This window comes from Allobosea sp. AK1 (assembly GCF_006714945.1).
GTDB lineage: Bacteria > Pseudomonadota > Alphaproteobacteria > Rhizobiales > Beijerinckiaceae > Allobosea > Allobosea robiniae.
Genome location: NZ_VFMG01000001.1, coordinates 660,797 through 683,916 on the forward strand (window position 1 = coordinate 660,797; position 23,120 = coordinate 683,916).

The window sequence follows — 23,120 nt, forward strand, 5'->3', positions numbered from 1 at the left end:
AAACAAGGCTTTTCAAATTCGAGCGATTTGGCACGCCCCTCGCAAGGGCCGGATGAGTTCAACCACCCCCGGTGCCAGACGCATGTTCCGCAACCCCGCCCTGAAGACGCTGCTGAAGCCGCTGGCCGCTCTGCTGGCCGTGGTCGTCGGCCTGTCGTCGCAGCCGGTGTTCGCGCTCTCACGCATCAAGGATCTCGCCTCGGTCGAGGGCGTGCGCACCAACCAGTTGCTCGGCTACGGCATCGTCGTCGGCCTCAACGGCACCGGCGACACCCTCAACAACACGCCCTTCACCAAGCAGTCGCTGCAGGCGATGCTGGAGCGTCTCGGCGTCAACACCCGCGGCGCCAACATGCGCACCGCCAACGTCGCCGCCGTGATGGTGACCGCAAACCTGCCGCCCTTCGCCACGCAGGGCACCCGCGTCGACGTCACCGTCTCGGCCATGGGCGATTCCAAATCACTGCAGGGCGGCACGCTCCTGGTCACCCCGCTGCTCGGTGCCGATGGCGAGGTCTATGCGGTGTCGCAGGGCCCGGTCGCGATCTCCGGCTTCTCGGCCGAGGGCGAGGCCAGCAAGATCACCCGCGGCGTGCCGACTGTCGGCCGCATTGCCAATGGCGGCGTCGTCGAGCGCGAGATCGACTTCGCGCTGAACAAGCTCCAGACGCTGCGCCTGTCGCTGCGCAATCCCGACCTGACCACCGCTCGCCGCATGGCGGCCGCGATCAACGAATTCGTCGGCGGCGACTCGGCCGAGCCGACCGATCCTTCGACCGTGGCCTTGCAGATTCCGGCCCGCTTCAAGGGCAACATGATCAAGCTGCTCACCGATATCGAGCAGCTGCGCGTCGAGCCCGACCAGCTCGCCCGCATCGTCATCGACGAGCGCTCCGGCATCATCGTCATGGGCAAGGATGTCCGCGTCTCCACCGTCGCCGTGGCGCAGGGCAACCTCACCGTCACGATCAGCGAACAGCCGCAGGTCTCGCAGCCGGAGCCCTTCGGGCGCGGCCAGACCGTCGTGACGCCCCGGACCAACGTCAAGGTCGATACCGGCGGCGGCAACAAGCTTGCCCTGGTCAAGGAAAGCGTGACGCTGGCCGAGCTGGTCGACGGGCTCAATGCGCTGGGCATCGGCCCGCGCGACCTGATCTCCATTCTCCAGGCCATCAAGTCGGCAGGCGCGCTGCAGGCCGAAATCGAGGTGATGTGATGACTGCTGCCCTCGCGCTTCCCGCCGCGAATCTCGCCCTCGGCGTCGCCGGCAAGGTCGCCAGCGGCATTGCCGATGCGCTCGACCCGGCCAAGGCCAAGGCGAAGAAGCAGGCCGACGATTTCGAGACCATGTTCCTCGAGCAGATGACCGAGAAGCTCTTCGCCAGCGAGGGCACCGAAGGCCCGCTCGGCGAGAACGGCACCGGCGGCGGCATCTGGCGCTCGCAGCTCACCCAGCAATACGCCAAGCAGATCCAGCAGGCCGGCGGCATCGGCCTCTCCAACCAGATCATGCGCGACCTGATCAATCTCCAGGAACAGGCCGCGGGCGGAGTCCAGAATGCCGGTCGCTAAGCCTGTCCTCGACGAACGCCCGCGCATCGCCGACGCGCTTGGTGCCCGAGCCCTGATCGAAGCCGTCCTGGAGGCGCTTGGCGCCCTCTCGCATCTCGTGGGCGAGGAGACCGAGCTGGTTCGTGCCGGTCGTCTGCCGGAAGCCATGACCCGCGAGCCGCGCAAGACCGAGCTCGCCGGCATCTACATGCGCGGCGTCGAGCAGGTGAAGCTCAATGCCGTGGCGCTTGCGCGCTTCGTGCCGGACCAGGTCAAGCGGTTGAAGGAGGCGCACAACGCCTTCCAGGGCCTGATCGAAACCAACCAGATCGTTCTGGCGACGGCGCGCGCCGTCTCGGAATCCGTCATTCGCGATCTCGCGGCCGACGCCAACCGGCCGATGCGGGCCAATGGCTACGGCCCGACCGCGACTGTCGGCGCCGGTGTCTTCGCCCGTCCCAATTCCGGGCCGTTGGTCGTCTCGCGCCGGCTTTGATCGGCGCCCTGCTCTGGCGGGCTCGCCGCCGGCAGCCGCCAGGCCCTTGGTATATAAAGGGTTTACGCGCCGGCTGCGCCGGAAACCCTAAAGATTTACCTAATTTCTTGACGCCGGATTCAATCTTTTCTGCCAATCCTCGCAGCGTCGGGTAGCACGTCCAGCTCCCGGCACCGGACGAGAACGGCGCAACGGCGCCGTGAGCGACTCCAGAAGGAGTGGTCATGGATTTTGGCAACGCCCCCAGGCTCGCGGCCGTGACTGCCGCGCCGCCCGTCACCCGCTCGGACGTTACGGCGCAGGCCGGCAGCGTCGCCGTGGACCTCCCCCCCGAAAAGACCGTGCAATCCGCCTCTGCCGGCGCGGCCGTCAATGTCGAGGTCCGCGCCGATGCACGCGACGCGCAGAGCCGCGCCGATGGCGAGCGCCGGGCATTCGCCAACGACCGGAACGATCGCGCCGCCACGCGCACCGCCGACGAGACGGTCGAGCGCAAGCTGATCATCGATCCGAAGACGCGCGCGATCGTGCTGCAGAAGAAGGACCCGCACACCGGCGAGACGATCTCGCAACTGCCGGACGAAGTCCTCCTGAAACTCCGCGCCTATTCGCGCGAGCTCAGCGAACGGGCGCGCGAGGCCAGCGAGGCCCATCAGGTCGAACGGACCGCCTGAAGCCGGCCTGATCCACGACGTCCCGGCTTGCCTCCCGCAAGGCCCGCGCAAGCGGGCCTTCGCCGTTTCAAGGCTCCCTCGCCGCCCTTAATTCGCCGTTCACCATGCCGGCAGGCTGCCCCGTCAACGGCGCATTCTAACGTCGAAATTTACGTCTCGTTACGAAGCGCCGCGGCAGGGTCCTTTCGTCGCGGCCAGAACGGCCACGGCGCCAGAAGGCATCATCCCAGAAGGGTTTCTCATTATGGCCTCGACGATCTCTCTCTCCGCTGGCGTGCGCAACGCGCTCTCCTCGCTCTCCTCGACCACCGCCGCCTCGCAGCAGGGTCAGTTCCGTCTCGCCACCGGCAAGAAGGTCAACTCCGCCGTCGACAACGCGGTCAACTTCTTCACCGCCGCCGGCCTGAACGATCGCGCCGGCCAGTTCACCAACCTGCTCGACGGCATCTCGAACGGCGTCCAGACCATCACGGCCGCCTCGAAGGGTATCGACGCGATCACCAAGCTGGTCCAGTCGGCCCAGTCGACGATCAAGCAGGCCCAGGCCGACGCCGCCCAGAACCGCCCGAGCACCGTCAGCGCCGCGATCGATACGACCAAGGCTGCGGCCTTGGCCAAGACCGTCGCCGCAGCCGGCGACATCACGATCACCGCCGGCGCGACGGAATACACCGTCACTGCAACCGCGACCGACACGATCCGCGACGTCGTCAACAACATCAACAAGTCGGGCATTGCGACCGCTTCGGTCAGCAACGATGGCAAGCTGACGATCAAGGGCACCGGTTCGGACGCTCTGACGATCGCCGGTGCCGACGCTGTTACCGGCGTGGTCGGAAACGACCAGGCCGCCGTGACGGCCACTGCCAACTCCGACGTTCGCGCCAGCCTCGTCGATCAGTTCAACGACCTGCGCACGCAGATCGATGAACTCGCCAAGGACGCCGGCTTCAACGGCATCAATCTTCTCGCCGGCGACGCACTCTCCGTCGTCTTCAACGAGAAGACCGGTGCCGCCAAGAACGAGCTCAAGGTTCAGGGTGAGGAAATCAGCGCCACGAACCTCGGCATCGGCCAAGCTGGTACCGACATCGACTTCCAGAATGATACGCAGCTCGCCACCGCTGCCGACTCCCTGACCAACGCCCTCACCTCGCTGCGCTCGACGGCTTCGTCGCTGGGCTCCAGCCTGGGCGTCGTCCAGACCCGCCAGGACTTCACCAAGGACCTGATCAACACCCTGACCCAGGGTGCCGACAACCTGGTGCTGGCCGACACCAACGAAGAAGGCGCCAAGCTGCTCGCTCTGCAGACCCGCCAGCAGCTCTCGCAGACCGCCCTGTCGCTTTCGAGCCAGGCCGATCAGGCCGTCCTGCGCCTGTTCTGATCCTTCGTCCGCAGAAGCGGGCTTGCCCACAGAATTTGGGCCGAAGACAAAAGAAAGCGGCGGAGCGCAAGCTCCGCCGCTTTCTTCGTTACAAGCAAGGATTCTCCGTCGCGATTAACCGTTTATTAGCCTTAACAAACAATGATCGGTCCAAAGCAATCCGGGCGGGCGTAGCGCCGCGCGTTCAGAGGACCCAGACATGGCCAATACGATTCTCACCAGCGGCGTGCGCAACAACCTGCTGACGCTCCAGCAGACCACCGCCGAGCAGGGCGCGATCCAGAATCGCCTGGCGACCGGACGGCGCGTCAATTCGGCCATCGACAACCCGATCAATTTCTTCACCGCAGCCGGCCTGAACGACCGGTCCAACCAGCTCGGCGGCTTGCTGGATGGAATTTCCAACGGCATTCAGACGATCCAGACGGCATCGAAAGGTATCGACGCGATCGTCAAGCTGGTGCAGTCGGCCCAGTCGACCATCAAGCAGGCCCAGGCCGACGCCGCCCAGAACCGTCCGAGCACCACGGGTGCCGCGATCGCTGCGACCAAGGCTGCGGCTCTCGCGAAAGACGTCGCTGCCGCGGGCAACATCGTGATCACGGCCGGGAACACTGAATATACCGTGGCGATCGGCGCGACCGAGACGATCCGCGACGTCGTCAACAAGATCAATGATTCCGGCATCGCCACCGCGACGGTCAACAACTCCGGCGAACTGACGATCAAGGGTACGGGTTCGGACGCACTCACGATCGCCGGCGCGGACGCCGTGACCGGCGCGGCCGGCAGCGACGCCGCCGCTGTCGTCGCCGCCGGCAATTCGGATATCCGCGCCAATCTCGTCGACCAGTTCAACGAGCTGCGCAGCCAGATCAACGAGCTCGCCAAGGACGCCGGCTTCAACGGCATCAACCTGCTGGCCGGCGACGCTCTCTCGGTCGTCTTCAACGAGAAGACCGGTGCAGCCCAGAACAAGCTGGACATCCAGGGCGAGGAGATCAGCGCGACCAATCTCGGCATCGCCCAGGCGGGATCCGCCGTCGGCGACATCGATTTCCAGAACGACAACGCCCTGGCCAATGCCTCCGACGCCTTGACCAACGCGCTGACTTCGCTGCGCAGCTCGGCCTCGTCGCTTGGCTCGCAGCTCTCGGTGATCCAGACCCGTCAGGACTTCACCAAGAACATGATCAACACCTTGACCATCGGCGCCGACAACCTCGTTCTCGCCGATTCCAACGAGGAAGGCGCCAAGCTGCTCGCGCTCAACACCCGCCAGCAGCTCTCGCAGACGGCGCTGTCGCTGGCCTCGCAGGCCGACCAGGGCGTGCTCCGGCTCTTCGGCTGACGCCGAAGACGGCACAGCCCTCCCCTCCGCCAGAAGGCAAGGACAAGACATGGCCCTCAAGGTCGAGCTCAAGCCCAAGGAGCGCATCATCATCGGCCAGGTGGTGATCCGCAACGACGAGCAGCGCACGCGCTTCTTCATCGAGGGCGATGCGCCCATCCTGCGCGAGAAGGACATTCTCACCGCAGCCAGCGCCGACACCCCGGCCAAGAAGATCTACCTCGCCATCCAGCTGATGTACCTGGCGCAGGACCCGACGCATGAGCACGAGACCTATTTCCAGCTCGTGCGCGAGTTCATCAATGCAGCGCCGAGCGCTCTGCCGCATGTTCATGAGATCAATAACCGCATCTTAAGCGACGACCTGTACAAGGCTCTGAAGGCGGCCAGAAAGCTGATCGCCTATGAAGCGGAATTGATCGAGAATGCAAAACGGGTTTAACGCCTACGCCGCCGCGGCCAAGACTGCCCAATCCGTCGTTTCGCCCCGCGAACTTGAAGCCTCCCTGCTGATCAAGGCCGCGACCCGGCTTCAGGCCGTCGCCGACGACTGGGAGGCGCGCGGGCGAGATGTCGACGAAGCCCTCACCTACAACCGGCGCCTCTGGACCCTGCTGGTCTCCGCCATGATCGCCGAGGACAACCCTCTGCCGGTCGGCATCAAGACCAACATCCTCGGCCTGGCCAATTTCATCTTCAATCAGACGTTCAAGATTTCGGCCGATCCGCAGCCGCAGGGCCTCGGTGCGCTGATCAGCATCAACCGGGAAATCGCCGCGGGTTTGCGCGGCCGCTGATACCTTTCCGCGGAAGACCTGAAAACAGAAACGCCGCCCGATGGGCGGCGTTTCTGTTTGCGGGTTTTTCTGCGTTCAGAGGTAATTGGTCAGGGACAGCTTCGACAGCATCGAGGTGACCTGATAGCTCGCCTGCAACTGCGTCTGCAGCGACAGGATCTGCGTCGCGACCTCCTCCGTCGTCACGTTCTCGACGCCGGAGAGTGTCGAGATCAGGTAGTTCTTGGTGCTTTGGTGGCGCTCCTTGGCGCTGGCGAGCGCGGTCTGGGCCGAGCCGAGCTCGGTGATGATCTCAGCCGGCTTCTGGACGGAGTCGCCGAAACCGAGCTTGTCGCCGACCCGCGACGCCATCGCTTCGTAACCTGCCTGCGCATTCGCGTCGCTGGCCGGGAAGGTCTCGGTCGCCATGATCGCGAACTGGGCGAGGCCGACGCGGAAGGCCTGCTCGTTGGCCCGCGCACCCGTCCCCACGACCTGGCCCTGGTCGATCTGGACCGTCGCCGTATTGCGGGCAGGGTCGCTGCCGTCATCGCCGCGATACCAGGTCACCGTCGTCGCAGCCGTGCCGGCATTGCTCGGTGGTGCGGTCGCCGTCGCGAAGTTCGGGCCCGGCACCCGCTTCGGCGGATTGCTTGGGCTGCCGGCGAAGAAATCCTCGGCCGCCACCTGCGCGGAGGCGGCAGGGAGCGTCGTCTTCGCTTCCCTGCCAAGGGCAGCGTCGATCGAGGCTTTCAGCGCCGTCGCGGTATCGGCCGGCGTCGCGCCGATCTGGAAGCTGTCGGCGGCCGAGCCATCGGTTCCGGCGGCCCGGGCGGTGAGGGTCACCTCTTCCTGCGTTCCATCGGGCAAGGTCAGCTTGAGGGTCACCTTGTCGCCCGGCTGGGGCTGCGCCGTCACGTCGACGGCGAGATTCGCCGGAGTACCCGCATTATAGGTCACGGCAAGGGCCGAGGAGCTCGACGTGGCTCCCGCCAGCTTGAAGCCGTAAACATGGTTCTCGTCGGCGACCGTGACACTCGTCGTGCCGGAGATGCCGGTCGTCAGCCGTCCGAGACCGGAGCCGAGATCGGCCTGCTTGCGCTCGTCGATCAACTGCTTCAGTCCGGCCTTGCCGGCGCCGTCTCCGTTCATGATCTCGTCGAAGCCCGCAGTCGGCTCGGTATCGGAGGTCTTGCCCGAGAAGAGATAGCGCCCGTTGACCACGGTATTCAGCAGGTCGAGCGCCTGCTTGAACTTCTCCTCGGCCAGCAATTGCGGCGCAGAGCGGCCACTGGCGCTCGGCACGTAGCTGTTGGAACGGGTATCGGTACGCGTCTCGTTGGCGAGCTTGGCGAAGTTCTCGACGCTCTGCGACGAGAGCTTGAGGTTCACATTGGTCAGCTCGATGCCGCTGAGCCAGGAATCGATCTGCGAAACCTTGGCGTTGAGATCGAGGCTGACGCGCCGGTCGATGCCGAGGTCGCCATAGCTCGTGCTGCGCTGCTTGGTGTCGAGCTGGCGCTGGAGATCGTCGAACTGGGCCCGGGTCGAAACGAACTCGTTGGGCTTGGCCGCGCGATAGGCGCCGGTTCCGTAAGCGGTGATGGTCATCGCGGCCTCACACTCTCATCAGCACGTCCATCATCTCCTTCATCGTGGAGATGATGCGGGCATTGGCGGCATAGGCGGTCTGGAGTTCGATCAGCATCGACATCTCCTGGTCGACATTGACCTGGGACGTCTCCTGGAAGCGGCTCTGGATCGATGCGAGCGCTACCTGCTGGCCCTCGTCGAGGCGCTTGGCAGCCTCGACCGCCTGCCCCTGCGAGGAGACTACGCGCTGAACGAAATTGGTAATCGTACCGGAAAAGGATGCCGTCGCCCCGTCCGGCGAGGAGCTGTTGTCGAAGCTGCGGACGCTGCTCGTCAGGCTCTCGAGCAGCGCCTTGGGCCGCGTCGCATCGCCGGCCGCGGTGCCGGTCGGGCCGACCAGCAGCGCGCTGTTCCGGATGACGTCGGCATTGACCGCGATCCGGCCCGCCAGCCCGACCTTGCGCGTGGCGTCGTCATAGGAGCCGATGAAGGGCTTGTTGTCCGCATCGACGAAGAGGGGCATCCCGGAGGTCGCGGAATCGGCGGCGAGCACACCGGTCTTGGCGCCGAGCCCGGCGACGCGGCCGCCCGGCTCGGAGATCCGCAGCAGCGAGCCACTGGGATTACCCACCGTGAAGCCCGTCGCACCGTTCGTGTCGAGTGCATTCTGGATCTGCGCGGCGACCGAAGCGGGGCCGGCCGAGAAATCGATCGCGATCGTCTTGTTGGACGGGTCGCTGCCGATCGGCAGGACTGTTCCGGCAGGCGCGTTGACGAAGGTGAAGCGCTGCGTCGGGCCGGGAGGTGTCGGCGTGTAGTCGAAGGTCAGCGTGTTCAGGCGCTGCTTTGTGGCATCGAAGCCGAGATCGAGATCGAGGCCGGTCTGCGCCGCCGGCGACGGCGGATAGGCCGCGCTCGGGAGGAAATTCTCCGAGAGCGCCTTCGACATCTGCGCGGCGATCTCGTCGAGCTGCGCCTGCGCCTGGACCAGCGTCTTGTCGCGCAATTCGATATTGGCCGCGATCTCGCCGGAGCGGAAGATCCGGTTGGCGATGGCGTCCGAGGCGTTGCCGGAGGCATCGATGATCTTGATCGTGCCGACGCTGCGCTTGGCCGGGTCGGTGTCCCACTGGTCGTCCGGCCCCAGCCCGGCATGCTCGTCGAACTTGAAGGTGACGGCCGCCTGCCCATCGAAGAGCTGCGTCCCGGAACCCGTCACGACGCTGACCGAGCCCCGTGCATCCTCCGTCGTCTTGATGTCGACATACTGCGACAGCTCGGAGAGGATCAGGTCGCGCTGGTCCTTCAGCCCCGCCGTCGCGCTGTCGTTCGGGCTGCCGACGATGCGGGTATTGACCTTGGAGAGCGCGCTGAGCAGGTCGTTGACCTTGGTGACCGCGGTGGCGATGCCGCTCTCGGCCTGGCTGCGCAGGGCCTGCACGCCGTTGGAGAGCGTGTTGAGCTGGCGCGCCAGCTGCGTCGCATTGTCGAGCACCTGCGCGCGCAGGCTGTAGGACGACGGGTCGTTCTGGAGCGATTGCAGCGCGCCGGTGAACTTGTTGAAGATCGTATCCAGCGCCGTGGCGCTGCCCGGCGCGCCATAGAGCTTGTCGAGATTGGACAGCGAGTTCGCGCGGGTCGACGTATAGGCCGCCCCCGAAGCCTCCTGCCAGAGCTGATGCTGGACGATCTTGTCGAGGAGACGCTGGACCTGCGTGCTCTGCACGCCGACCGTCAGCCCGCTCAGGCTGTCGGCGGTCGAGACGGTCCGGCGGACATAGCCCGTCGTTCCCGCATTGGCGACGTTCTGCGAAACGATGCCGATGCCGACCTGCGCGGCGTTGAGGCCGCCGATCGCGGTGTTCAGGGAAGTACTCAGGCCCATCGTCAACTCCTGTTGCGAGATGCGGCCCTCCTGGGCCGCAGCTTAGGCAGATGCGCCGCTCAGCGGATGATGTTGAACACCGCGGTCAGCATCTCCTGGGCCGTGGTGATGACCTTGGTGTTGGCCGAGTAGGCCTGCTGGGTGACGATCATCTTGGAGAATTCGTCGGCGATATCGGTGTTCGACTGCTCGACGCTGCCGCCGACCATCTGCGAGGTGCCCAGGCCGATGATCGGCGGGCCGGATTCGATCGTCTCCTCGAAGGCACCGCCGTCGAGCCGCTTCAGCGAGTTGTCGGCATTGAAGCGGGCGACCGAGACCTGGGCCAGCGCCACGACCTGGCCATTGCTGAAGGTACCGATCACCGCGCCTTCGGCCGAGACCGAGACGCGATCGAGCGTGCCGGCGGTGTAGCCGTCCTGGCGGATGCTGCGGGCGTCGATCTGGCCGCTGACATCGCCGTTCTGGGTCACGCCATTGCCGCCGGTCGTCAGGTTGATGCCGGTGATTGTGGTTCCGTTGATCGTCATGGTCGGCAGCGTGATGTCGCCGCTCGCCGGGGAAACCATCTGCCCGGTGGAGCCGAAGCTGACGGTCTGGCCGGCCTGGACATAGGCGACGTCGCCCGCCGCGGTCGCGCTGGTGTCCTGGGCGACGAACAGGCCCCAGGTGCCGGATGTGGCCGGGTTCGCAGCCGGGTTGCCGTTGTCGATCTTGGCCCAGCGCATCTCGACGCTGGTGGCCTTGCCGAGCTCGTCATAGACGGTCACGGAGCCGCCCGGGATCGAGGTCGCCAGGAAGCTGCTGATATTGTTGCCCATCACCGCAGCATTGGCGGCATAGGGGTTCGGCGCCGCGCCTGCCGCCGTGACCGAGGCGGGGTTCAGGAATTCGGTGCCGCCCTGGCTTTTCTGCGTCGTCGCCGGCACCGCCGGGATATTGGCGCGGTACTCGATCGAGCTCGTCGCCTTGGCCGGGAACTGCTCCTTGGTGATGCGCAGCACGTCCGGCTGCGTGCCGACGAGCTGGCCGGTCACCTGGTCGATCTTCAGGCCCTTGAGATAGTAGCCGGCGCCGTTGACGAGGTAGCCGTTGGCGTCGAAGTCGAAATCGCCGCGCCGCGTATAGAGGTTGCTGTTGGAGAACTGGGTGTTGGCGCCGACGCCGCTCTGGCGCTGGTCGACCACGAAGAAGCCGTCGCCGTTGATCGCGATATTGGTGTCGATGCGGGTCGGGTTGAGATCGCCCTGGATCGAGTTCGTCGCCTGGCTGAAGGCCGCGACCGAGCCGGCGACCTGACGGTTCAGCGCCGCGTCAGGCACGAGATCGGCGAAGGCGGTATCGACCCGCTTGTAGCCCGCCGTCCGCGAGTTGGCGATGTTTCCGGAAATGTTCTCGAGCGCATAGGACTGCGCCGTCATCCCCGAAACCGCCGTGGTCAGCGCACTGAAAACACCCATGGAACCCTCACCTCGACCGGCAGCCCCCCAAGGGCGGCCCACAACTTCGAGGCGGTATCTGCACGGGGCGTGCCATGCGCAGCACCGTGCTATTTCAAGGGGTTGGATCGTTTACGAAAGGTAAAACGGCAGTCGGAGCCGGGCAGAAACCGCTGGGCCGGCAGAATCTGCCGGGCTCAGGCTTCCCCATCCTTGTCGCCGCGCCATCCGCCGAGATCGCCCGCGACATCGGACAGGGTCGGTGCCGCCGCTTCGACGAAAGGCAGCGGCCGGCAGACCGCGAGCGCCGCGAGCCCGATCCGGGCCGTCAACATACCGTTGATCACGCCCTCGCCGAGCTTGGCCGAAAGCCTCGCCGCGAGCCCCTGCCCCACCACCTGCTGGATCACGGCATCGCCGGCCGCCATGCCGCCGGTCAGGACGAGATGGTTCATCACCTGCCGCGCCAGCCGGAGCAGGCCGAGCGTCCCGGGCCGCCCGGCATAGATCCCGGCGATCGAGCGCAGCAGCCGCGCGCAGGCAACCAGCACGAAGACGACATCGACCAGCGCCCGCGGGCTGACCGCGGTGACCAGCGAGACACGCCGCGCGGCCATCGCGATCTGGGCGGTGGCCAGCGCATCGAGCGGTGCGAGCAGGCTGCGTTCCGCCACCGTCAGCATGTCGCGCGCGGCGAAGAGCTGCGGCAGCGCCTCCTGCAGGGCGGCGCGGCCCTGAGCCGTCTGCGCCCGCCCCTTGTAAAGCGAGACGAGCTGGTCGGCGATCGCCCGGCCCTCGTCGGGCGTGCCGCCCGCCAGCGCCGCGACGGCCCGCTCGCGCAACGCCTCGACCTTGCGCTCGCGCAGGATGTCGCGCAGCACCCGGCCCAGCATGACCAGCAGCGCCAGCGTCGCGATCGCCGCACAGACCAGCGCGGCATAGCCGAGTGCCGGATTCTGGCTCATCAGCGAGCGGATCGTGTTCTCGACCCAGACGCCGGCCGCCAGCGCCAGAAAGCCGGACAGCCCCGCCACGAAGAGCGAACCCCAGGAGAAGCGACGCCTGGGTTTGGCGGGCACCGCAGGAACGGCGGCATCGATCGGCTCGCTCTCGGGCAGGATCGCGAGGTCGCCGCGCCGAAGCGGGGCCTCCCCGGCGGGCTCGCCCGCCTGCGGGCCATCAAGGCGGATCGCGCGCGGTGCCTTGCTCATCGCGAAACCCCGTTCATGCCGACATCCTCATGCCAGCCTGTCGCCGATCAGGAATTCCAGCGCACGGTCGAGGCGGATCTGCGGCGGCGGCCTGAGGCGCCCGCCCGCATCCGGTGCGACCATTGGCGGCCGGAAGCGCGGCGCCCGGACCTGCCAATGCGCCTTGGGATCGAAGATGGCTTCCGGCCGCTCAGGCAGTTCGCCGGGAAACACGGCCGCTTCCGCGATGCCGTCGAAGGCCTGCCCGTCGATCGTCTCGCCGGCCTCCGGCACACCGGCGATGGCCGGCAGTTCCTCGCGGCCTTCCTTGATCCGGACCTCATGCGTCGCCCGCACGGCCGCAAGCGCCATCGCCTCGACCCGCGCGCCGGCGCCTTGCGCCCGCGACAGCGCCCGCCCGACCAGATGCGACATCACCGCCGCCAGCCGGTCATGGCTCGAATGGTGGATATGGTCGGCCTTGGTCGCGGCGAAGAGCACGCGCTCGATGCGCGGCGCGAACAGGCTCGACAGCCAGGAATTGCGGCCTACGGAAAAAGCGGCGAGCGCCTGCCCCAGCGCGGTTTCGAGGTCGGCCAGGGCCGGTGCCCCGGCATCGAGCGCGGCGAGCACGTCGACCAGCACGATCTGCCGGTCGAGCCTCGCGAAATGGTCGCGGAAGAACGGCGTCACCACGACCCGCTTATAGGCCTCGAAACGCTCCGCCATCAGCGCCGCGAGCGTGCCCGGCCGCACGTCCCGGTCATGGCCGAGATCGAGTGGCGCGAAGGTCAGCGCCGGCGAGCCTTCGAGATCGCCCGGCATCAGGAAGCGCCCGGGCGGCGTCACCGCGACCGCTTCAGGATCGGCGCGCAGCCGGGCGAGATAGCCCTTGAACAGGTCGCTCGCGGCTTCCGCCGCAAGCTCGTCCGGCGCCCCGTCCGGGTCCCGCCCCGGCAGATCCGCCAGCCATTCCGCAGCGGCTTCACGCCGATGCGCCTTGCGTGCATCCGCGACGGCCTGCGCCGACCAGGCCTTGTAGTCCTGCCCGATCAGCGCGAGATCGAGCAGCCACTCGCCGGGATAGTCGACGATGTCGAGCGTCAGCGTCGCCGGCCCCTTGAACCAGCCGGCGGCCCGCTCGTAGTCGATCTCGATCCTGAGCTCGGAGATGCGCCGCGTCGATTCCGGCCAGCGACGGTCTGGCCCGTTCATCGCCGCGCGATGCGCCTCGTAGGGAAAGCGCGGCACCTCTGGGTCGGGCTGCGGCACCAATCTGACGCGCGCGACCCGCCCCTCGGAGGCCGCCTTCAGCACCGGCAGCTTCGCGCCTTCGATCAGGTTCTGGATCAGCGCGGTTGTGAAGACCGTCTTGCCCGAGCGCGACAGCCCGGTGACGCCGATCCGCAGGCGTGGGCGTGCGAGTCCGAGCACGCTGTCGCCGAAGGCAAGAGCCGCATTGCGGGCGCTGTCGAGATAGGAGGTGTCGCTCACGGCGCCGCGGCGCTCACTCGTCCGGGCCTTCGCCGAGCGAACCCGGCGTGACGAAACGGTCGAGCCTGCCTTCCCGCGCGGCAACCGCGTACCAGTGCTCGGTGGCGAAATCGATCACGGCCAGCCCGCAGGTCGGGTATTTCTGGCTCATCCGCGCTGCCGCATAGCGATCGCCATGCCCGGTCAGCAGATGTGCCAGCTCCTCGAAGCCGGGATTGTGCCCGATGAGGAGGAGCGTCCGGACATCGCCCTCGACCTCCTGCACGACATCGAGCAGGCGCTCGGTCTTGGCCTCGTAGATTTGCGGCTCGAACTGGACCGGCGGTCTTTCCGGCAGCATCGGCGCGACCATCTCCCAGGTCTCGACCGTGCGCTTCGCCGGCGAGACCAGGACGAGATCGGGCAGCAGCAATTCATCGGCGAGATAGCGCCCCATCACCGGGGCGGCCTCGCGCCCGCGTGCCGCGAGGGGTCGGTCGCGGTCGGCCACACCCGTGGGCCAGTGGGACTTGGCGTGGCGCAGAAGCATGAGGCGTCGCATGGAGAGAACCTAGCGATGCTGGAGCCGATTTGCGAGGGGCGCTCAGCGACTCTCCCGCCGCGTCATGAAGGCGAGCTTCTCGAACAGCGAGACGTCCTGCTCGTTCTTGAGCAGCGCGCCGTGCAGCGGCGGGATCAGCTTGCGCGGGTCGCGCTCGCGCAGCACCTCCGGCCCGATATCCTCGGCGACGAGCAGCTTCAGCCAGTCGAGCAGCTCCGAAGTCGAGGGCTTCTTCTTCAGGCCGGGCACCTCGCGCACCTCGAAGAACAGGCGCAGCGCCTCCTCCATCAGGCGCTTCTTGATGCCGGGGAAATGCACCTCGACGATCTGCTGCATCGTCTCCGCATCGGGAAAGCGGATGTAGTGGAAGAAGCAGCGGCGCAGGAACGCATCCGGCAGCTCCTTCTCGTTGTTGGAGGTGATGATCATGACCGGCCGCTGCGCCGCCTTGATGGTCTCTCCGGTCTCGTAGACATGGAACTCCATGCGGTCGAGCTCGAGCAGCAGGTCGTTCGGGAACTCGATATCGGCCTTGTCGATCTCGTCGATCAGCAGCACCGGCCGGACGGGCGCGACGAAGGCCTCCCAGAGCTTGCCGCGCTTGATGTAGTTGCCGATCTCGGAGACGCGGGGGTCGCCGAGCTGGCTGTCGCGCAGGCGGCTCACCGCATCGTATTCATAGAGGCCCTGCTGCGCCTTGGTCGTCGACTTGATGTGCCAGGTGATCAGCGGAGCGCCGAGCGCAGCCGCGATCTCCTCGGCCAGCACCGTCTTGCCGGTGCCCGGCTCGCCCTTCACCAGCAGCGGGCGCTCCAGCCGGATCGCGGCATTGACGGCGACGGTGAGATCCTCGGTCGCGACGTAGTTTTCGGTGCCGGCAAAACGCATGGACGGTCCTTCTGAGCCAATGGCGGGACGCTAGCCCATCCTTTGCGGGCGCGGAAACCGCTTTTTCGCCCGCGGCACCTGAGCACCCCTGCCTAAAGGCTCGCGCCGCAAGGCGAATTTCTTTCCGCCGCAGCGATTCCAAGGTTGTGCTGCGCCGCCGCAAACCGCAAGAATTGCCGACGCATCCCGCAAGCCCCGAATCGCAAGGTCAGTCCTTTGGCCGGAACAGTCGACCCTTCCGTCTACAAGGATGCCGTCGTCGTGCTCGCGACGGCCGGCGTGGTCGTGCCGCTAGCCAAGAGCCTCAGGGTCAACTCGATCATCGCCTTCGTCGCCTGCGGCGCCCTGCTCGGCCCGTTCGGCCTCGGCGGCCTGGTCTCCAAGCTTCCGCTGCTGAGCACGATCACCGTCTCGAATGCCGAAGCGCTCGCCGGCCCGGCCGAGCTCGGCGTCGCCTTCCTGCTTTTCGTCATCGGGCTAGAACTCTCCTTCGAGCGCCTGATGACGATGAAGCGCCTGGTCTTCGGTCTCGGCCTCGGCCAGGTCGGGCTCTGCGCCGCCGCGATCGGGCTTGCCGCCTATGCACTCGGCCAGCCGGCCGCGGCAGCCCTCATCATCGGCTTCGGCCTCGCCCTGTCCTCGACGGCGATGGTCGTCGAATTGCTCGCGGCGAAGAAGCGGATGACGACTTCGGCCGGCCGCTCCAGCTTCGCGATCCTGCTCTGCCAGGACCTCGCGGTCATCCCGCTGCTCTTCCTGATCAGCGTGCTCGATGCCCAGAACGGCTCGGGCTCGCTGCTCGCCGGTCTCGCACAGGCCTTCATCCAGGCCTTCGCGGCCATCGCCACCATCGTCGTCATCGGCCGGCTGGCGCTGCGTCCACTGTTTCGTCTGGTCGCCTCGACCGATTCGACCGAGAGCTTCATGGCGGCGACGCTGCTGGTCGCACTCGGAACCGGCCTCATTGCCGCGGCCGCCGGTCTGTCGATGGGGCTGGGCGCCTTCATCGCCGGGCTGCTGCTGGCCGAGACCGAGTTCCGCCGCGCGATCGAGGTCACGATCGACCCGTTCAAGTCGCTGCTGATCGGCGTCTTCTTCCTCACCGTCGGCATGGGCGTGAACCCGGCCGATATCGCGGCTCATCCCTTCGCGATCCTCGGCGGGGCGCTCGGCCTCGTCCTGGTCAAGGGAGTTATCATCTTCGGGCTGGCACGCCGCTTCCGGCTGGCGACGGCGACCGCGCTCGAAACCGCGATCATGGTCGCGCCCGGCGGCGAATTCGCCTTCGTGCTGCTCAATGCCGCGACCGGCGCTCAATTGATCGATCCCGCTGCCACCAGCATCGTGCTCGCCGCCGTCTCGCTCACCATGGTCGCGCTGCCGCTGCTGGCCCGGATCGCCCGCAATCTCGGCCAGAAGCTCGCGGCCCCGGTCACGCTTCCCGATGAGGCCGCCGTGCTGCCCCCGGACGATCGCACGCCGCGCGCCATCGTCGTCGGCGGCGGGCGCGTCGGCCGCCTCGTCGGCTCGATGCTGGACGAACACGGCAAGTCCCACATCGTCATCGACTCCGATGCCTCGCTGATCACCGCGCAACGCCGCGCCGGGCGCCCCACCTATTACGGCGATGCGACCAAGCCGGAATTCCTGCGCCTCTGCGGCCTGGAGGAAGCGACCGCGCTGATCGTGACGATCGACAATTCCCGCGCCGTCGATGCCATCGTCCTCGCCGCCCGCTCGCTACGTCCCGACATCGTCATCGTCGCCCGTGCGCGCGATGCGGCCCATGCCCGCCATCTCTATGAGCTGGGCGTGAACGACGCGGTCCCCGAAACCATCGAGGCCAGCCTGCAATTGTCGGAAGCGGCACTGGTCGGGCTCGGCGTACCGATGGGCCTCGTCATCGCCTCGGTCCATGAGCGGCGCGACGGCTTCCGCGCCCAGCTCAAGCCGTCAGGCGCCGCGGCAGCCCGCGCCCTTCCCCGCCACGCCCGCTCGCGAAGGCTGTAACCGCGGCGGTCGAGCCTTCGGCCTCGCGCGGCAGGTAGCCGGCCTCGCGCGCCACACGCCGGATATGGCCGTAGAACTGCGCGGCACTCGCTGCCCAGCTATGGCGAGCCGCCAGCTCCAGACAGGCCGCGCGCGGCACCCTGAGCGCCTGCATGGCAGCGCGGCGCAGGTCCTCGTCGAGCACGGCCGCACCGCTGCCGGCGAAGACATCGCGCGGCCCCTGGACCGGAAAGGCGGCGACCGGCAGCCCGCTCGCCGCCGCTTCCAGCAGGACGATGCCGAAGGTGTCGGTCAGGCTCGGGAAGACGAAGACATCGGAGGACGCGTAGATTCCGGCCAGTTCCTCGCCCTCCTTCAGGCCGAGGAAGCGGGCCTCGGGAAAGGCGCGCGCGAGATCGGCCCGCGCCGGCCCGTCGCCGACCACGACCTTGCTGCCCGGCAGCGTGAGCGACAGGAAGGCCTCGACATTCTTCTCGACCGCGACACGCCCGACATACAGGAAGATCGGCCGCGGCAGGTCGAGCAGACTCTGCGAGCGCGGATGGAACAGGCTGAGATCAACGCCGCGCCCCCAGCGCACCAGATTCTCGAAGCCGTGCTGGCGCAGCTCCTCTTCCACCGTCCCGGTCGAAACCATCACCGCAGCGGCCGGGCCATGGAAGCGGCGCAGCAGCCGGTAGCTCCAGCTCTCGGGGATCGGCCAGCGCGCCGCGACATATTGCGGAAAGCGCGTGTGGTAGCTCGTCGTGAACGGCCGCTTCTCGGCAAGGCAGGCCGCCCGTGTCAGCCAGCCGATCGGCCCTTCGGTCGCGATATGGACATGGTCGGGCGCGAAATCGGCGATGCGCGCGGCGAGCGCCCGGCGCGTCGCCAGCGCTAGACGAATATCGGGATAGCTCGGCAGGCCGACCTGATGGAACCCTTCCGGCGTCAGCGCCCGCGCCGTGATGCCGAGCCCGGGCGCCGCCGCGATCATCTGCTCCAGCGAACGCACGACGCCGTTGACCTGGGGCCGCCAGGCATCGGTCGCGACCAGGACGCGCATCACGCGGCCTCGATCAGGTCCCGGACCGGAGCCGGGCGCGCCGGCATCGAAACCGGCTCGGCGGGCGTCGTCTTCATCCGCCCCTGCGGCCAGCGGATCAATTCGAAGCGGCCATCTTCGTGCTCGACGAAGGCGGTGCAGCTTTCGACCCAGTCGCCGGTATTGATATAGGTGAGACCATCGATCTCGCGCTGGGCGGCATGGTGGATATGGCCGCAGATCACGCCGTCGGCCTTGTGGCGGCGCGCCTCGGCGGCAAGGCAGCCCTCGAACTCGCCGATATAGTTCACGGCGTTCTTGACCTTGGCCTTCGCCCAGGCCGAGAGCGACCAGTGCGGCAGCCTGAGCACGCGGCGCACCCGGTTGATCGCCATGTTGAGCGCGAGCGCGACCGTGTAGGCCCAGTCGCCCAGCAGCGCGAGCCATTTGGCATTGCGCACCACGAGGTCGAACAGGTCGCCATGGATGACGAGCAGGCGCTTGCCGTCGGCCGTCTCGTGGACGATCTCGTCGACCAGCGTGATGCCGCCGAACTGCAGGCCGGTGAAGTCGCGCAGGAAATCGTCGTGGTTGCCGGTGACGTAGATCAGCTTCGAGCCTTTGCGGACCTTGCGCAGCAGCTTCTGGATCACGTCGTTATGGGTCTGCGGGAAGTACCAGCCGCTCTTGAGGCGCCAGCCGTCGATGATATCGCCGACGAGATAGATCTGCGGCGCATCATAGGCGCGCAGGAACTCCAGCACGAGATCGGCCTGGGCCCCGCGGGTGCCCAGATGCAGATCCGAGATGAAGATGCTGCGGACCCGCTTGCTGTTATCCTCGTCGCTCATGCCGGAAAGCCCCTGCTGCTGCGATGCGAGGGCCGTGTGTCTGATTTGCGTTGCGCTTTGATGACGGCGCGACCGATCCGTGCTCAGGGTAAGCCACGAACACCTCGCCTCTGATCGGAGACCATCATGGATCTGGGAATTGCCGGCCGCACGGCCATCGTCTGCGCCTCCAGCAAGGGGCTGGGCCGCGGCTGCGCCGAAGCGCTGGCCCAGGCCGGCTGCACCGTCGTGATCAACGGCCGCGACGCCAAGACGCTCGAAGCCACCGCCACCGCGATTCGCGCCGCGACCGGCGCGACCGTCATCGCCGTCGTCGCCGACGTCTCGACCAGGGCCGGCCAGGATGCGCTGCTGGCAGCGGCGCCCAACCCCGACATCCTCGTCAACAACAATGGCGGCCCGCCGCCCAAGCCCTTCCGGCAGGTGACGCGCGAGGGGCTGCTCGAAGGCGTCGTCCAGAACATGGCGACCCCGCTGGAGCTGGTGCAGCGCGTCATCGACGGCATGGTCGAACGCGGCTTCGGCCGGATCATCAACATCACCTCGGCGAGCGTGGTGACCCCGCTGACCGGGCTCGACGTCTCCTCGGCCGCCCGCGCCGGCCTCACCGCCTTTCTCTCGGGCGTTGCCCGCGAGGTCGCGCATGCCAATGTCACCATCAACAACATCCTGCCGGGCGTGTTCGACACCGACCGGATCAAGACCGCAACCAACAAGGTCGCCGAGATGCAGGGCATCAGCATCGAGCAGGCCACCAAGAACCGGCTCGCCGCGGTACCTGCCGGCCGCCTCGGAACGCCCGATGAGTTCGGCAAGCTCTGCGGCTTCATCGCCAGCGCCCATGCCGGCTACATCACCGGCCAGAACTTCCTGATCGACGGCGGTTCTTTCCGCGGCACGTTCTGAGGGCGGTCCCACGCCAATGGCCTAGCCGGGTTGCGACGTTCACGCTTCGCTTCCCGGCTTCGACATGATCTAAGAAGCGAACGGTTTCGCTCGAAACCATCCCAAGCTCCTCGGCCGCGCGCTTTGTCCCCTCTTCTCGGCATCACCCTCAAGCTGGTCTCGGCGCTGGCCTTCACGCTGATGTCGGCCGGGATCAAGTCGATCTCGACGCGCTATCCGACCGGCGAGATCGTCTTCATCCGCTCCTTCTTCGCGATGATCCCGCTGCTCATCTGGCTGGCCTGGCGCTCCGAGCTGCCGGCTGCCCTGAAGACCGACAACCTGCGCGGCCATCTCAAGCGCGGCATCATGGGCTCGACCGGCATGTTCTGCGGCTTCGCGGCGCTGCAGTTCCTGCCGCTCTCGGAGGCCGTCGCGATCGGCTATGCCGCTCCGCTGGCCGTCGTCGTGCTGGCCGCGCTCGTCCTCAAGGAACGGGTGCGCATCTATCGCTGGAGCGCAGTGACGATCGGTTTCGTCGGCGTGCTCATCATGCTCTCGCCGCATCTCGGCGCCGGCGCTCATCCGGTCGGCAGCAATGCCGCGCTTGGAGCCATGCTGGGCCTGGCCGGCGCCTTCTGCTCGGCCTTCGCCTCGGTCGAGGTGCGCCTCCTGACCTCGACCGAGCGCACCGGCGCCATCGTCTTCTACTTCATGCTGCTGACCAGCCTGCTCGGCCTCTCGACCATCCTGCTCGGCTGGAACATGCCGGACCTCCAGGATGCGGCGATGATGGTCCTGATCGGTATCCTCGGCGGTCTCGGCCAGATCCTGATCGTCCAGGCCTATCGCTACGGCGACGCCTCGCTGATCGCGCCCTTCGAATACTCGACGATGCTCTGGGCGGTTGCGATCGGCTGGTTCTGGTTCGGCGAATGGCCGGCCCTGGCGATCCTGATCGGCGCGACCATCGTCATCGCCTCGGGCATCTACGTGATCCTGCGCGAACGCCAGCTCGGCCTTGCCCGCCGCGAGCAGCGCGAAGTCGGCCCCAGCCGCATGACCTGACGGCATCGGCCGGCTCCGGCACAGTTCGCTTGTTCAAACGATCGTCCGCCGTTACAAACGATTTCACAGTCGAACAGGGGCCGGACGGATGGGAATCGAGACCAAGGAGCGCGGCGGGCGGGAGCTTGAATCCGGGGCTCAGGTCATCTCGGGCCAGCTCGGCAAGACCATCCAGCGCCTGCGCAAGGCCTACAACTTCTCGCTCTCCGACCTCGCCGAGCAGTCCGGTGTCGCCAAGTCGATCATCAGCCAGATCGAGCGCAACGAGACCAACCCGACGCTGGCGACGATCTGGCGGCTGTCACAGGCGCTCGACATCTCGATCGAGCGCGTCCTCTCCAGCGGCGAGGAAGAGCCCTTCATCGACAAGACCACCCGCGCCGACACGCCGATCCTCGTCTCCGAGGACGGCAAGCTGCGCCTCGCCATCATCGGCTGGATCAAGACGGTCGAATGGCTGCAGTGGTACGAGGTCAGCTCCGAGCCCGGCGGCGAACTCGATTCCGAGGGCCACCAGCGCGGCTCGATCGAATCGCTCTCGGTGACCTCGGGCGAATTCGAGGTCGAAGTTGGCGACATCGTCCAGCGCGCCAAGGCCGGCGAGACGCTGCGCTATCGCTGCGACCGTCGCCACGTCGTCCGCTGCGTCGGCAGCGAACCCGGAACCGCCCTGATGGTCTGCATCCTCAAAGCGGCGGTGATGGAATAGGCACCGGCTCGCGAGCCGTTCCCTGCAGCACTCCGGTATCACCACAAGCTGGGGTTAACCTCTCTCCGCTAGATCGACTCTGGGTTGGGCGTGCGGGGAGCAATCGATCATGCCTGAAGCCGGACATCGGCAGCGCTGACGGCGGTACCATGGATCTCGCAACCCTCTGGTATCTGACGACGGGAACGGCGGTCCTTGCCGCCATCATGACCTTCTGGGAGCGGAAGGGGCATGGCCAGCGCGCGGGCGAGCTTGGCCTCTGGGCTGCCGCCTTCGGCGCGTTCACCTTAGGTTGCGTCCTGTCGATGGTCCGCAAGGACCTGCCCGGCGTGTCCGGCTTCGCCGCCTCCAATCTTGCGATGATGCTCGGCTACCTGCTGGTGTTTCAGGGCGTCTTGCTGCTGGACGGCCGCAGGCTGCATCCGGCCCTGATCCTCGGCCTCCTCGTCGCCATCGGAAGCACCTGGTTCGCGGCCGGCGCCGCCGCGGCCGAATTCCTCTGGAACCATGCCAGCTCGCTTCCGATCGCCATCGTCTCGGGTCTGACGGCACTCTCGCTGCTGCGCAGCCAAACCGTGCGGGCGCTGCGCTCGCGCCCGATCGCGGTCGCCGTCTTCGCTTGCCACGCCCTGTTCTATGTCGCCCGCGCCTTCGTCGTTCCGGTTCTGGCCTCCATCCACGGAGAGGATGTGCTCGCGCTCGTCGCGGAAATCACGATGTACGAGGCGGTACTGTTCACCGTCGCGATGCCGATGTCGCTCCTCGCGCTCGTGCGGGAAGAGGACCGGGCCAATCTCCTGATCACCGCACGCACCGATTTCCTGACTGGGCTCAACAACCGGCAAGGCTTCTTCGAACTCGCGCCACGGCGCCTGAGCCATGCCGAGACAAGCGCTTCGCATTCCCTGCTCGCCTTCGACCTCGATCACTTCAAGGCCATCAACGACCGTTACGGCCATGATGTCGGCGACCGCATCCTCAAGCTTTTCGCTGATATCGCGCGGGAGATTGCCGGCCCGCAGGCCATGAGCGCGCGGCTCGGCGGCGAGGAGTTCGCAATCCTGCTACCGGGCACCAAAGGCGCCGACGCGCATGCGATCGGAGAGCATATTGCGCAGCGCTTCGCCGACGCCGCGGCGCGCCCTGACGGGCTCGGCATTCCCGCCACCGTCAGCATCGGGCTCGCAGAGGCCAGCGGCGGGCAGTCCGATCTTCCCACGCTTCTGGCAGCGGCCGATCGCGCGCTCTACCGGGCCAAGACGCTCGGCCGCAACCGCATCGAGATCGCCAGGGCAGCCTGACGGTCCA

At 67.0% G+C, this 23,120-nt stretch carries 22 protein-coding genes; 13 read left to right on the forward strand and 9 right to left on the reverse strand.

All coding sequences use genetic code 11. From position 1 onward, the window contains the following. The first annotated feature begins 82 nt into the window (after positions 1 to 82). From FHT98_RS03515 to flaF, 8 genes are all read left to right on the forward strand, one after another. Positions 83 to 1,216: a flagellar basal body P-ring protein FlgI gene (locus FHT98_RS03515; RefSeq protein WP_061966878.1), complete on the forward strand. Its 1,134-nt coding sequence runs from the start codon at positions 83 to 85 to the stop codon at positions 1,214 to 1,216. Continuing rightward, positions 1,216 to 1,572, forward strand: coding sequence for a rod-binding protein (locus FHT98_RS03520; RefSeq protein ID WP_061966877.1), 357 nt, complete (start codon positions 1,216 to 1,218; stop codon positions 1,570 to 1,572). Before FHT98_RS03515 ends, FHT98_RS03520 begins: the two co-directional genes overlap by 1 nt. Then, positions 1,559 to 2,047 carry a hypothetical protein gene (locus tag FHT98_RS03525; RefSeq protein ID WP_061966876.1) on the forward strand — a complete coding sequence of 163 codons (489 nt, stop codon included), beginning with the start codon at positions 1,559 to 1,561 and terminating at the stop codon, positions 2,045 to 2,047. The genes FHT98_RS03520 and FHT98_RS03525 overlap by 14 nt, the downstream gene beginning before the upstream one ends. A 224-nt stretch (positions 2,048 to 2,271) precedes the next feature. Beyond that, on the forward strand, positions 2,272 to 2,721 hold the full coding sequence (locus FHT98_RS03530; protein ID WP_142112482.1) for a hypothetical protein: 450 nt from the start codon (positions 2,272 to 2,274) through the stop codon (positions 2,719 to 2,721). Positions 2,722 to 2,965: 244 nt separating this feature from the next. Next, positions 2,966 to 4,108 (forward strand): flagellin N-terminal helical domain-containing protein, encoded by a 1,143-nt coding sequence (locus FHT98_RS03535; RefSeq protein ID WP_061966874.1) that lies wholly within the window; start codon positions 2,966 to 2,968, stop codon positions 4,106 to 4,108. Between the two features lie 199 nt (positions 4,109 to 4,307). After that, complete coding sequence (locus FHT98_RS03540) at positions 4,308 to 5,459, forward strand: flagellin N-terminal helical domain-containing protein (protein ID WP_142112484.1); 1,152 nt, start codon at positions 4,308 to 4,310, stop codon at positions 5,457 to 5,459. 49 nt (positions 5,460 to 5,508) lie between these two features. Further along, positions 5,509 to 5,901, forward strand: a complete 393-nt coding sequence (gene flbT / locus FHT98_RS03545) for a flagellar biosynthesis repressor FlbT (protein ID WP_061966872.1) — start codon at positions 5,509 to 5,511, stop codon at positions 5,899 to 5,901. Further along, positions 5,885 to 6,256, forward strand: coding sequence for a flagellar biosynthesis regulator FlaF (gene flaF / locus FHT98_RS03550; RefSeq protein WP_061966871.1), 372 nt, complete (start codon positions 5,885 to 5,887; stop codon positions 6,254 to 6,256). Before flbT ends, flaF begins: the two co-directional genes overlap by 17 nt. Before the next feature lie 75 nt (positions 6,257 to 6,331). Here the strand turns inward: flaF and FHT98_RS03555 are convergent, their stop codons facing one another. From FHT98_RS03555 to FHT98_RS03585, 7 genes are all read right to left on the reverse strand, one after another. Further along, positions 6,332 to 7,846 (reverse strand): flagellin, encoded by a 1,515-nt coding sequence (locus tag FHT98_RS03555; RefSeq protein WP_142112486.1) that lies wholly within the window; start codon positions 7,844 to 7,846, stop codon positions 6,332 to 6,334. Between the two features lie 7 nt (positions 7,847 to 7,853). Further along, complete coding sequence (flgK, locus tag FHT98_RS03560) at positions 7,854 to 9,713, reverse strand: flagellar hook-associated protein FlgK (RefSeq protein WP_142112487.1); 1,860 nt, start codon at positions 9,711 to 9,713, stop codon at positions 7,854 to 7,856. 59 nt (positions 9,714 to 9,772) lie between these two features. Further along, positions 9,773 to 11,173 carry a flagellar hook protein FlgE gene (locus FHT98_RS03565; RefSeq protein WP_091856517.1) on the reverse strand — a complete coding sequence of 467 codons (1,401 nt, stop codon included), beginning with the start codon at positions 11,171 to 11,173 and terminating at the stop codon, positions 9,773 to 9,775. A 176-nt stretch (positions 11,174 to 11,349) separates the two neighbouring features. Beyond that, positions 11,350 to 12,363: a YcjF family protein gene (locus FHT98_RS03570; RefSeq protein WP_142112489.1), complete on the reverse strand. Its 1,014-nt coding sequence runs from the start codon at positions 12,361 to 12,363 to the stop codon at positions 11,350 to 11,352. Between the two features lie 27 nt (positions 12,364 to 12,390). Further along, on the reverse strand, positions 12,391 to 13,836 hold the full coding sequence (locus FHT98_RS03575; protein ID WP_142112491.1) for a YcjX family GTP-binding protein: 1,446 nt from the start codon (positions 13,834 to 13,836) through the stop codon (positions 12,391 to 12,393). A 13-nt stretch (positions 13,837 to 13,849) separates the two neighbouring features. Further along, positions 13,850 to 14,377 (reverse strand): SixA phosphatase family protein, encoded by a 528-nt coding sequence (locus FHT98_RS03580; protein WP_142112493.1) that lies wholly within the window; start codon positions 14,375 to 14,377, stop codon positions 13,850 to 13,852. 42 nt (positions 14,378 to 14,419) lie between these two features. Beyond that, complete coding sequence (locus FHT98_RS03585) at positions 14,420 to 15,265, reverse strand: AAA family ATPase (RefSeq protein WP_113587247.1); 846 nt, start codon at positions 15,263 to 15,265, stop codon at positions 14,420 to 14,422. A gap of 216 nt (positions 15,266 to 15,481) precedes the next feature. Between FHT98_RS03585 and FHT98_RS03590 the strand changes: the two genes are divergently transcribed. Continuing rightward, positions 15,482 to 17,275, forward strand: a complete 1,794-nt coding sequence (locus FHT98_RS03590) for a cation:proton antiporter domain-containing protein (protein WP_142112496.1) — start codon at positions 15,482 to 15,484, stop codon at positions 17,273 to 17,275. Here the strand turns inward: FHT98_RS03590 and FHT98_RS03595 are convergent. Together FHT98_RS03595 and FHT98_RS03600 are read right to left on the reverse strand one after the other, a co-directional pair. Beyond that, a complete protein-coding gene (locus FHT98_RS03595; RefSeq protein ID WP_142112498.1) occupies positions 17,211 to 18,320 on the reverse strand; it encodes a glycosyltransferase family 4 protein in 1,110 nt (369 codons plus the stop codon). The two genes, FHT98_RS03590 and FHT98_RS03595, sit on opposite strands and share 65 nt — an antisense overlap. Beyond that, a complete protein-coding gene (locus FHT98_RS03600; protein ID WP_061966862.1) occupies positions 18,320 to 19,150 on the reverse strand; it encodes a UDP-2,3-diacylglucosamine diphosphatase in 831 nt (276 codons plus the stop codon). Before FHT98_RS03600 ends, FHT98_RS03595 begins: the two co-directional genes overlap by 1 nt. A 126-nt stretch (positions 19,151 to 19,276) precedes the next feature. On the opposite strand from FHT98_RS03600, the gene FHT98_RS03605 reads away from it, so the two are divergent. From FHT98_RS03605 to FHT98_RS03620, 4 genes are all read left to right on the forward strand, one after another. Then, positions 19,277 to 20,056 carry an SDR family oxidoreductase gene (locus tag FHT98_RS03605; RefSeq protein ID WP_061966861.1) on the forward strand — a complete coding sequence of 260 codons (780 nt, stop codon included), beginning with the start codon at positions 19,277 to 19,279 and terminating at the stop codon, positions 20,054 to 20,056. A 123-nt stretch (positions 20,057 to 20,179) separates the two neighbouring features. Continuing rightward, the gene (locus FHT98_RS03610) at positions 20,180 to 21,103 is read left to right on the forward strand and encodes a DMT family transporter (RefSeq protein WP_142112500.1); all 924 of its coding nucleotides are present in this window, start codon (positions 20,180 to 20,182) and stop codon (positions 21,101 to 21,103) included. An 88-nt stretch (positions 21,104 to 21,191) separates the two neighbouring features. Continuing rightward, positions 21,192 to 21,812 (forward strand): helix-turn-helix domain-containing protein, encoded by a 621-nt coding sequence (locus FHT98_RS03615; protein ID WP_142112502.1) that lies wholly within the window; start codon positions 21,192 to 21,194, stop codon positions 21,810 to 21,812. A gap of 149 nt (positions 21,813 to 21,961) precedes the next feature. Further along, positions 21,962 to 23,113 (forward strand): GGDEF domain-containing protein, encoded by a 1,152-nt coding sequence (locus FHT98_RS03620; protein ID WP_142112504.1) that lies wholly within the window; start codon positions 21,962 to 21,964, stop codon positions 23,111 to 23,113. Positions 23,114 to 23,120 lie beyond the last annotated feature (7 nt).

Bases quoted from the DNA above. Each gene is read 5' to 3' on its own strand.
- FHT98_RS03515 (WP_061966878.1), top strand. From the start codon at position 83: ATGTTCCGCAACCCCGCCCTGAAGACGCTGCTGAAGCCGCTGGCCGCT.
- FHT98_RS03520 (WP_061966877.1), top strand. From the start codon at position 1,216: ATGACTGCTGCCCTCGCGCTTCCCGCCGCGAATCTCGCCCTCGGCGTC.
- FHT98_RS03525 (WP_061966876.1), top strand. From the start codon at position 1,559: ATGCCGGTCGCTAAGCCTGTCCTCGACGAACGCCCGCGCATCGCCGAC.
- FHT98_RS03530 (WP_142112482.1), top strand. From the start codon at position 2,272: ATGGATTTTGGCAACGCCCCCAGGCTCGCGGCCGTGACTGCCGCGCCG.
- FHT98_RS03535 (WP_061966874.1), top strand. From the start codon at position 2,966: ATGGCCTCGACGATCTCTCTCTCCGCTGGCGTGCGCAACGCGCTCTCC.
- FHT98_RS03540 (WP_142112484.1), top strand. From the start codon at position 4,308: ATGGCCAATACGATTCTCACCAGCGGCGTGCGCAACAACCTGCTGACG.
- flbT (WP_061966872.1), top strand. From the start codon at position 5,509: ATGGCCCTCAAGGTCGAGCTCAAGCCCAAGGAGCGCATCATCATCGGC.
- flaF (WP_061966871.1), top strand. From the start codon at position 5,885: ATGCAAAACGGGTTTAACGCCTACGCCGCCGCGGCCAAGACTGCCCAA.
- FHT98_RS03555 (WP_142112486.1), bottom strand. From the start codon at position 7,846: ATGACCATCACCGCTTACGGAACCGGCGCCTATCGCGCGGCCAAGCCC.
- flgK (WP_142112487.1), bottom strand. From the start codon at position 9,713: ATGGGCCTGAGTACTTCCCTGAACACCGCGATCGGCGGCCTCAACGCC.
- FHT98_RS03565 (WP_091856517.1), bottom strand. From the start codon at position 11,173: ATGGGTGTTTTCAGTGCGCTGACCACGGCGGTTTCGGGGATGACGGCG.
- FHT98_RS03570 (WP_142112489.1), bottom strand. From the start codon at position 12,363: ATGAGCAAGGCACCGCGCGCGATCCGCCTTGATGGCCCGCAGGCGGGC.
- FHT98_RS03580 (WP_142112493.1), bottom strand. From the start codon at position 14,377: ATGCGACGCCTCATGCTTCTGCGCCACGCCAAGTCCCACTGGCCCACG.
- FHT98_RS03585 (WP_113587247.1), bottom strand. From the start codon at position 15,265: ATGCGTTTTGCCGGCACCGAAAACTACGTCGCGACCGAGGATCTCACC.
- FHT98_RS03595 (WP_142112498.1), bottom strand. From the start codon at position 18,320: ATGCGCGTCCTGGTCGCGACCGATGCCTGGCGGCCCCAGGTCAACGGC.
- FHT98_RS03600 (WP_061966862.1), bottom strand. From the start codon at position 19,150: ATGAGCGACGAGGATAACAGCAAGCGGGTCCGCAGCATCTTCATCTCG.
- FHT98_RS03605 (WP_061966861.1), top strand. From the start codon at position 19,277: ATGGATCTGGGAATTGCCGGCCGCACGGCCATCGTCTGCGCCTCCAGC.
- FHT98_RS03615 (WP_142112502.1), top strand. From the start codon at position 21,192: ATGGGAATCGAGACCAAGGAGCGCGGCGGGCGGGAGCTTGAATCCGGG.
- FHT98_RS03620 (WP_142112504.1), top strand. From the start codon at position 21,962: ATGGATCTCGCAACCCTCTGGTATCTGACGACGGGAACGGCGGTCCTT.